We start from the raw sequence: 290 nt of genomic DNA, 5'->3' as shown, positions 1-290 counted from the left end.
TTTCAATCTTTGGCGGTCCTTCAGTGACAGAGACACAACCGGCCAAGGAAAGCGAGGCAAGTAGTACCACACTTGATAACGAAAGAGGGCGGGACAACGAAATCGGATTTGAAAATGATGGCTTGGCAGGCATGTGAAGCTCCTTATGAACACCAACCCATCATATGAAATCAAACCCATTGAAGTCGTAAATCTATCATGGAATGCGACCCACACACCATAAAAAACCGCGTCCAATTCGTCGTTTTATCAACAACATACTGAACACGGTTTATGTGTTTGTGAATCGG

At 44.5% G+C, this 290-nt stretch carries 1 pseudogene; it reads right to left on the bottom strand.

Annotation, left to right across the window (positions count from 1 at the left end):
* A pseudogene (locus tag AB4486_RS28485) lies at positions 1 to 133 on the bottom strand (type IV pilus biogenesis/stability protein PilW); the annotation flags it as partial.
* Positions 134 to 290: the final 157 nt, after the last annotated feature.

The organism is Vibrio sp. 10N.222.55.C6 (assembly GCF_041473395.1).
GTDB classification, from domain to species: Bacteria; Pseudomonadota; Gammaproteobacteria; order Enterobacterales; family Vibrionaceae; genus Vibrio; species Vibrio crassostreae_C.
Note: the sequence above shows the minus strand (reverse complement) of the source record. Positions and strands in the feature narration are given on the sequence as shown.